The organism is Streptomyces sp. CO7 (assembly GCF_053474865.1).
This window is the reverse complement of sequence record NZ_JBRIOU010000006.1, coordinates 158,792-166,583: the sequence shown is the minus strand read 5'-3', so window position 1 is coordinate 166,583 and position 7,792 is coordinate 158,792. Positions and strand designations below refer to the sequence as shown.

The following is a 7,792-nucleotide window of genomic DNA, read 5'->3' as shown; positions in this document are numbered from 1 at the left end:
ATGCCGCCGGACCCGCCCGCGCTCCTGCCGCTTGAGGCGGCCCCGGCTCCGGCGGCATCGCCCGCCCGGCCCGTCGCTCCGCTCAGTCCCTCTCCCGTGTCCACCCCTGCGCGGTCACCCGTGCCAGGTCGGCCGGGCGGGCGTCGGCGTACAGCAGCGTGTCCCCGGCGGCGGCCTTCTGCGCCCCGACGTAGACGCCCCGGCCCACGTACCGCGCGTCGGTGGTGTACCGCCACCGCACCAGCGTGGCCGCGGAGGCCGGCAGGTCGGCGGCGAACCGGTGCCAGACGCGGCCGTTGAAGCCCGACACCCGCCCGTCGGGACGCGCGACCGGCTCGTCGTGCGGTGCCCGGGTGGTGAACGGCAGGGCGCTCCAGGTGGCGCCGCCGTCGGTGGAGACCTCGGCGCACAGCACGTCCCAGGTCGCCTCGGTGTCCCACCACAGGTCGCCGGTGAGCCGGGCGGACACCGCCGAGGTGTCCAGCGCGGGCAGCGTCAGCACGGCCTCGGAGGCCGTGGTCATGCCGCCGAACCAGGCCGCGTTCCCGTGCGCGGGCGGCACCGCGACCGCGCGGGCCATCCGCTCGCCCGCCGCCTGCCGCGGCGCCGAGCCGGACCGCCAGGTGCGCACCGGGTGGACCGAGTTGCCCAGCAGGACCAGGAACGAGTCGGTCGTCGGGTCCAGCACGATGCAGGTCCCGGTGAACCCGGTGTGCCCCGCGGTGCGCGGGGTGGCCATGGCGCCCATGTACCAGTGCTGGTTCAGCTCGAACCCCAGCCCGTGGCTGTTGCCGGGGAAAGCGGTGTTGAAGTCGGAGAACAGCAGCTCCACCGACTCCTCGGAGAGCAGGCGGACCCTGCCGTACACCCCGCCGTTGAGCAGGGTCCGGGCCAGCACCGCCAGGTCCCAGGCGCACGAGAAGACCCCGGCGTGTCCCGCCACGCCGCCCATGGCGTAGGCGTTCTCGTCGTGCACCTCGCCCCACACGAGGCCCCGGTCCAGGCCGGCCCACGGCGGCCGGGACACCTCGGTGGCGGCGATCCGCGGCCGCCAGTCGGCGGGCGGGTTGTAGCGGGTGCGGGTCAGGCCCAGCGGCCCGGTGATCTCCTCGGCCAGCAGGACGTCCAGCGGCTTGCCGGTGACCCGCTCCAGCACCAGCTGCAGGGTGATCAGGCTGAGGTCCGAGTAGCGGTAGACGGTGCCCGGCGGATTGGTCGGCTCCACCGCCCACAGCGCCTTCAGCATCGCCTCACGGTCCGGCTGCCGGTACAGGGCGATCCAGGCGGGCATGCCCGAGGTGTGCGTGAGCAGGTGCCGGACGGTGACGTCCTGCTTGCCGCCGCCGGCGAACTCCGGCACGTAGCGGGCGGCGGGCGCCTCCAGCTCGATCCGGCCGCGCTCCAGCTGCTGGACCACCAGCAGGGAGGTGAACAGCTTGGAGAGGGAGGCCAGGTCGTAGACGGTGTCCGGGGTGGCGTCGATCTGCTCCCCGGGCGGGAACTCCACCGCCTCGCCGGTGGCCGCGTCGTAGTCGGCGTACCGGACCGCCTTGCCGACGGCCGTCTCCAGGGCCACCGTGCCGCCGCGTCCGGCCAGGACCACCGCGCCCGCCCAGTACGGCCGGGTGGGGGAGGGGCCGAGGTACCGCTCGGCGACCGCGGTGATCTCCGCCAGGTGGCCGGCGAGGAGCCCGGCCCGCGCGGCCGACCCGCGGCGCAGCGTCGGCCGCCGCCCGGGGCCGTCCCCCGACGCGCCGTCCGCCGTGCCGTCGGACGACCCTCCGGCCGCCGCGGCGGCACCGCCGCCGAGGGGCGTCACCATCACCGCTCCTCCCAGGGCCAGGGCCCCCGCTCCGAACCGGCGTCTGCTGATTCCTCTGTCGCGCACGAGACCTCCGAAAGAATCTTTCACCACGACCCTCGGGCGCTGAAACCTTCCTTCGGTGACCATGCCCTGTCAATACCACCCGCCGGCGGACCGCCGTGCGCGGGCAGCACGCACCGCGGCCCGCCCGGAGTGTTCCGGACGGGCCGCGGCGGGTGGAGCAAGGACCGCTACTTGCGGCCCTTCTTGACGTCGATGCGCACGACCTGCGGGTCGTGGTCACTCGCCTGGTCGGCGAACTCCGCGTTCAGGTGCACGATGTCGTAGTCGTAGGCGACCACCGACGGGCTGACCAGCGTCTGGTCCAGCGTCTGCGAGTTGCCCTCGTAGACGTAGGTGTAACGCTCCTCGACGGGCAGCGTGTTGACGAGCGGGGTCAGCAGGGAGCCCTCGCCCGTCATGATCTCGGTGGTCCTCGAGAACTGGAAGTCGTTGATGTCGCCGAGGACGATCACCTTCGCCTTGGGGTCGGCCGCGAGGAGCTCCGCGACGAACCCGCGCACCTCCTCCGCCTGCTGGTGGCGCTGCTCCTCCGAGGAGCGCGAGGGCTCCTGGAACTTGCCGTGCATCGGGGCGTCGCCGCCCTTGGAGGCGAAGTGGTTGGCGATCACGAAGACCTGCTCGCCGTGGAACTTGAACTCGCCCACCAGCGGCTTGCGGCTGTTCCTCCAGGCGTCGCTCGCCGGGTCGATCCGGCCCGGCGAGACGCTCAGCTGCGCACCCTTTTTGGTGGTCACGACCTCGGTCGCGGCGCTCGCGTCCACGGCGGCGCGGTCCGTGAACTTCAGGCGCTCCTCGTTGTAGAGGAAGACCTGGCGGATGTTGCCGCCCGGCTCACCGCCGTCCGCCTTGTTCTCCGGGGCGACGTAGCGCCAGCTGTAGCGGGGACCGCCGGCCGCGACGATCGCGTCGGTGAAGCGGGTCAGGGTCTGCTCGGAGGAGACCGTGCCGTCGTCGGTGGCGCCGTTGTCGTCCTGGATCTCCTCCAGCGCGACGACGTCCGGGGCGGCGAGGTTGACCGCCACGCCCTCGGCCAGGCGGTCGAACTTCTCCTGCGGGTCCAGGGCGTCCAGGTTCTCCACGTTGTACGTGGCGATCGCCAGCTCCTTGTCGAGCTGCGGACGCGTCACCTCGCGCTCCAGGCCGCCCGGCACGTGGGAGCCCAGCTCGGTGGCCATCAGCGTGTAGCCGCCGTAGGAGTCGTAGTCCAGCGGGCCGGTGGTGGCGCCGGACAGCGTGTCGCCGACGTTCGCCTCGGGGATCTCGGGGCCGAGCGACTCGATCTTGACGCGGCCCGAGTTCTGGCCGTCGTAGCCCAGGTACACGGTGCCGCCGCGGACCGAGGGGTTCTCCTCGGGCTTGGCGGTGACGTACACCTCGTCGTACTCGGTGGTCGCGCCGACCACCCGGGCGTCGCTCACCTGGACGCGCATGCCTTCGGTGGCCTCGAGGAAGTCCAAGGCGTAGAGGGCCGGCTGGAGCGGCAGGCTCTCGATGGAACCGCCGCCCGCCTCCGGGGCGTAGTCGTCGGGCAGGTTTGCCGGGCCCAGCACGACCGCCGCGGGGACCGCGTTGCCGGAGGAGACCACCGAGGTCTTCGGGCCGGAGATCTGGGTGATCGACTGGGTCGTGCTGCTCGGCGCGTACTCGGCGACCTTGCCGCTGACCAGGACGCTGTCGCCGGTCTTGACGGTCGGGGCGGCCGAGCCGGTGTAGACGAAGAGCGCCTCGCTGGTGCGCGGGTCGGCGTCGGCCTGCGTGTCCTGGATCCAGAAGCCCTTGGAGCCGCTGTCCCGCACGCCGATGACGATGCCGGGGACGTTGGTGACGGTCTCGCCGGTCAGCGGGGAGCGGCGGGTGGTGCCCTGGATGTCGTGGACGCGGACCGCGCCGGGGGTGCCCGGCTCGCCGGGCTCCTCGCCGCCGCCACCGCCGCCGGTACCGGGGGTCTCGCCCTTGGTGTTGACCGGGGTGGGCGCGCCGGCGGTGAGGTCGGCGGAGTTGTCGTCGGTGTCCGCGAGGGAGGCCGCGCGGGCCACCGATGCGGTGTTGGAGGCGCCGGTGACCGGGCTGGTCTCGCGGACGGCGGCCGTGCCGAAGCCGACCAGGTCGACGATCCGCTCGTCCGTCGCGCAGTCCGCCGCGGTCCTGCAGGCGAGCTCGTCGGTGCCCGCCACCAGGGCGACCGTGCCACTGGTGCCGCTCATCGCGATCGAGCCGGAGGCGTCCGGGGTGGGCAGTGTCGTGGTGCCGCCGGTGCCCTGGGCCTCGGCGATCAGGTAACGGCCGTCCGCGGCTATGGAACCGGTGATCCGGGTGACGCTCCAGCGGGACGTCGCCGAGGGCGAGCCCGGCAGGTACTGCACGCTGTAGCCGGACAGGTCGACGGCCGTGCCGCCGGCGTTGCCCAGCTCGATGAAGTCACGGGTGAGGGTGGCCCCGGAGTTGCCGCCGCCGCCGTACACCTCGGCGATCACCGCATCGCCGGAGGGCGCGGCGAAGGCCTGCGGCAGCGGGGTCAGCACGAAGGCGCCGGCCGCCCCCGTCGCCGTGATGGCCTGTGCGGCATGGCGCCAACGCGCTCTCTTGTCACCGGACTTGGGCACGATTTGTACTCCTCGGAAGGAACCCGCCGCGAAGAGCCGCGGAACGGGCGGAAATGACACAACGGGACGGTCGACTCAAGTTACGCGCGTAGAAATCGTGCTGCCAAGAGGTAGCGCGTGAATTCCCTGGAATCGCGGGATGAACTGTAGCGGGAACACATGAGCGAGTGCGCCAGGGGCCGCCGCCTCGGAAGGCCTCGCCCGCGCCCTGTTCGGGGCCCCGGGCCGTGTCGTACCGTACGGCTCCCGGAGGGCCCCGAGCGTGGGAGGTGGCGCGGATGCGCGGCAAGGGACCGGCGACCGGAGAGCGGAAGATCTCGCGCCCGGCGGACGGCGACGCCCCGGCCGCGCCCGGCGGCTGCCCCGTCCGGCACGACGCGGACGGCGTCTGGCGGGTGACCGGCGTCGCCGAGGCGCGGACGGTCCTGCGCTCCCACGACACCGTCCAGGCCGGACTCGGCGTGGAGACGGTGGAGAAGCTGCCCTCCGTCTACCGCCGCCCGGTCCTCTACCGCGACGGACCCGAGCACCGCGAGGACCGCCGCCAGACCGCACGCTTCTTCACGCCCCGCCGGGTCGCCGAGCACTACCGCCCCGTCATGGAGCGCGTCGCCGAGACCCAGTTGACCCGGCTGCGCACGGCCGGGGAGGCCGACCTCACCCAGCTCGCCTTCCGGCTCGCGATCGCGGTGGCCGCCGAGGTCATCGGCCTCACCGAGTCCCGCCCGGGCTTCGACCGGCGGCTGGAGGCGTTCTTCCCGGACGGGGAGTTCGACACCCCCGGCTTCACCAGCCTCAGGGGACTGCGCACCATCGCCCGCCAGAACCGCAACTGGCTGCGGATCCTCCGGGCCGACGTGCGCCCCGCGGTCCGGGCCCGGCGGGCGAGGCGGCGTGACGACCTGATCTCCCACCTGCTCGACGAGGGCTGCTCGAGCGGCGAGATTCTCGGCGAGTGCATCACCTTCGCCGCCGCCGGCATGGTCACCACCCGCGAGTTCGTCTCCCTCGCCGCCTGGCACCTCTTCACCGACGAGGAACTGCTCGCCGCCTACCGCGCCGCCGACGAGCCGGAGCGCCTCGCGACGCTCCGGGAGATCCTGCGCCTGGAACCGGTCATCTCCCTCCTGCGCCGCCGCACGACCGCGGAGCTGACGATCGGTGAGGGCGGACCCCGGATCCCCGCCGGGGCGGTGGTCGAGATCGACGTCGAGACGGCCAACCTCGACGCCCGCGCGGTGGGCCCCGACCCGGAGCGGCTCTGCCCCGCCCGCGCCGGACAGGCCGCCCGCGGCGCGGACGCGCCTCCCGTCCTCTCCTTCGGCGACGGCCCGCACCGCTGCCCCGGCGCGGACATCGCGATCCTGGAGACCGACGTCTTCCTCTCCCGCCTCTTCGCCGAACCCGGCCTGCGCATGCGCACCGCCCCCCGCGTCTCCTGCCGGCGCGCGATCGGCAGCTACGAACTGCGCGAATTCCATGTGGAGATCACCGGCTGAGTCCGCGAAGCCGAGGCGGAGGTACCGCTCCGGAACAGGCATGCCATTCCCCGGCGGGAATTGGCGGCGAGGGTCACGCGGCGCAGGATCGGGTGCGAAACGACCCACCTGACGAGGAGAACCGATGCCCGACATCGACCCGCAGGAACTGGCAGACCGCTACATCGCCCAGTGGACGCTCCCCGACGCCGCCGAACGGCGCGCCGCCGTCGAGCGGTTGTGGGCCGAGGACGGCGCCCACATCCTCCAGCCGCCCGTCGAGATCCGGGAGCGAGCCGCCGGCCTGGGCTTCGGCCACACCACTCTCGAGGCGCGGGGGCACGATGCCGTCGAGGCCCGGGTTGCACGGAGCTACGAGGAGTTCGTCGAGAAGAAAGGACTCACCTTCCGGCCGCGCGCCGACGCCGTACGTCTGCACAGCGTGGTCAAGTTCAGCTGGGAGACCGTGTCCACCGGGACCGGTGAGGTGGTGGGCGGCGGCCTGGAGGTCCTGCTGCTCGGCGACGACGGCAGGATCCGGGCCGACTAGATGTTCCCCGGCGCCTGAACCAAGGGGGCATGGATTCCCGTGCCGGCCGCCGCGGTCAGCGCGTCCGCCGTCGCCCCGTCGGCCGGCAGGAACGCTTCGAGCTTCAGTTCGGCCAGCGTCACGTCGACCGCGGTGGCGAAGGTGGTCACGGTCGTCGTCAGGCGCAGTTCGCCGTAGGAGGAGTCCAGGCGCAGCGGCACGGCGAAGCCCAGGGGCGCGGCGGAGGGATCCAGTGGAGGGACGTAGGCGGCGAGCTCGGACCGCAGTTCCTCCAGATGGCCGAGACGCGCGAGTATGTGCCGCGCCCACTCGGCCAGGTTGCGGACACGGGGAGCCAGCCCGTCGGGGTGCCGGGCGAGCCGGTAGACGTTCCTGCCCGGTCCCACCAGTTCCTCGGCCGCCCCCTCGGTGACGACACCGAACGCCGCGTTGGCGGCGACCAGATCGCCGGCGCCGTCCACGACCACGGCCGGATACGGCAGATGCCCCGTGAGGATGTGATCGATCGCCGTACGGACGGGAGCGAGGACCGGGGCATCCAGTGGGGTCTCCGGGTAGACGGGCGCGTAACCGGCGGCCAGCAGCAGCTCGTTGCGCTCGCGCAGCGGAAGCTCCAGGGACTCGGTCAGACGCACCACCATGTTCCGTCCGGGGACGGACCTGCCGGACTCGATGAAGCTCAGATGCCGCTGGGTGGTGCCGGCCCGCAGGGCGAGGTCGAGTTGGCTGAGACGGCGCCGGGTACGGCGTTCACGGAGCGCTCGGGAGAAGTCCACGGCCCTGTTGTAACGGTCGCAGGGGAGCCTGGGCCATTCCTTGCCGGGAATCGTGATCGCCGTGCCACGACCCGCAACGGCGCGGCGCCCGTGGGCGTCGCGCCGTCGCGTGGGGGGATGTGGAACGGTTCGCGGGTCAGCCGGCGGTGCAGCCACCGACGGTGGGGGAGGGGGTGCTGGGGCCGCTGGCGGTGAAGCCGAACGACGTGGACTGGCCCGCGCCGAGGGTGCGGTTGTGGCCGGCCGGGGTCACCGTCACCACATTGCCGCTCCGGGTCATGGTGCCGTTCCAGAGCGAGACGATGCTCTGATTGCTCGCCAGCGTGATCGGCACCTTCCAGTTGGTGACGCCGCCGCTGCCGGCCGTGATGGTCACCTCACCGTTGAAGCCGCCCTGCCACGCGCTGGAGGTGCGGTACGTGGCGTTGCAGGCGCCGGTGCCGCCCGGCGGAGGCGTGGTGGGGGTGCTGGTGCCGCCGCCCGGCGGGGGAGTGGTG

6 protein-coding genes are annotated in these 7,792 nt (G+C 73.0%); 2 read left to right on the top strand and 4 right to left on the bottom strand.

All coding sequences use genetic code 11. The features are described from left to right. Positions 1–82: 82 nt before the first annotated feature. A complete protein-coding gene (locus ACOV8S_RS22150) occupies positions 83–1,822 on the bottom strand; it encodes a serine hydrolase (protein WP_448319693.1) in 1,740 nt (579 codons plus the stop codon). Positions 1,823–2,055: 233 nt separating this feature from the next. Further along, on the bottom strand, positions 2,056–4,491 hold the full coding sequence (locus ACOV8S_RS22145; protein ID WP_448319692.1) for a lamin tail domain-containing protein: 2,436 nt from the start codon (positions 4,489–4,491) through the stop codon (positions 2,056–2,058). A 278-nt stretch (positions 4,492–4,769) separates the two neighbouring features. On the opposite strand from ACOV8S_RS22145, the gene ACOV8S_RS22140 reads away from it, so the two are divergent. Continuing rightward, the gene (locus ACOV8S_RS22140; protein ID WP_448319691.1) at positions 4,770–5,990 is read left to right on the top strand and encodes a cytochrome P450; all 1,221 of its coding nucleotides are present in this window, start codon (positions 4,770–4,772) and stop codon (positions 5,988–5,990) included. A gap of 124 nt (positions 5,991–6,114) precedes the next feature. Next, entirely contained in the window at positions 6,115–6,519 is a 405-nt protein-coding gene (locus tag ACOV8S_RS22135; RefSeq protein ID WP_448319690.1) for a hypothetical protein, read from the top strand. Here ACOV8S_RS22135 and ACOV8S_RS22130 read toward each other — a convergent pair. Beyond that, positions 6,516–7,295, bottom strand: a complete 780-nt coding sequence (locus tag ACOV8S_RS22130; RefSeq protein ID WP_448319688.1) for an MmyB family transcriptional regulator — start codon at positions 7,293–7,295, stop codon at positions 6,516–6,518. The two genes, ACOV8S_RS22135 and ACOV8S_RS22130, sit on opposite strands and share 4 nt — an antisense overlap. A gap of 136 nt (positions 7,296–7,431) precedes the next feature. After that, a partial coding sequence (locus ACOV8S_RS22125; protein ID WP_448319686.1) for a cellulose binding domain-containing protein occupies positions 7,432–7,792 on the bottom strand: 361 nt, incomplete at its 5' end.

Coding starts and splice junctions, on each gene's coding strand:
- ACOV8S_RS22150 (WP_448319693.1), bottom strand. CDS start 1,822: ATGGTGACGCCCCTCGGCGGCGGTGCCGCCGCGGCGGCCGGAGGGTCG.
- ACOV8S_RS22140 (WP_448319691.1), top strand. CDS start 4,770: ATGCGCGGCAAGGGACCGGCGACCGGAGAGCGGAAGATCTCGCGCCCG.
- ACOV8S_RS22135 (WP_448319690.1), top strand. CDS start 6,115: ATGCCCGACATCGACCCGCAGGAACTGGCAGACCGCTACATCGCCCAG.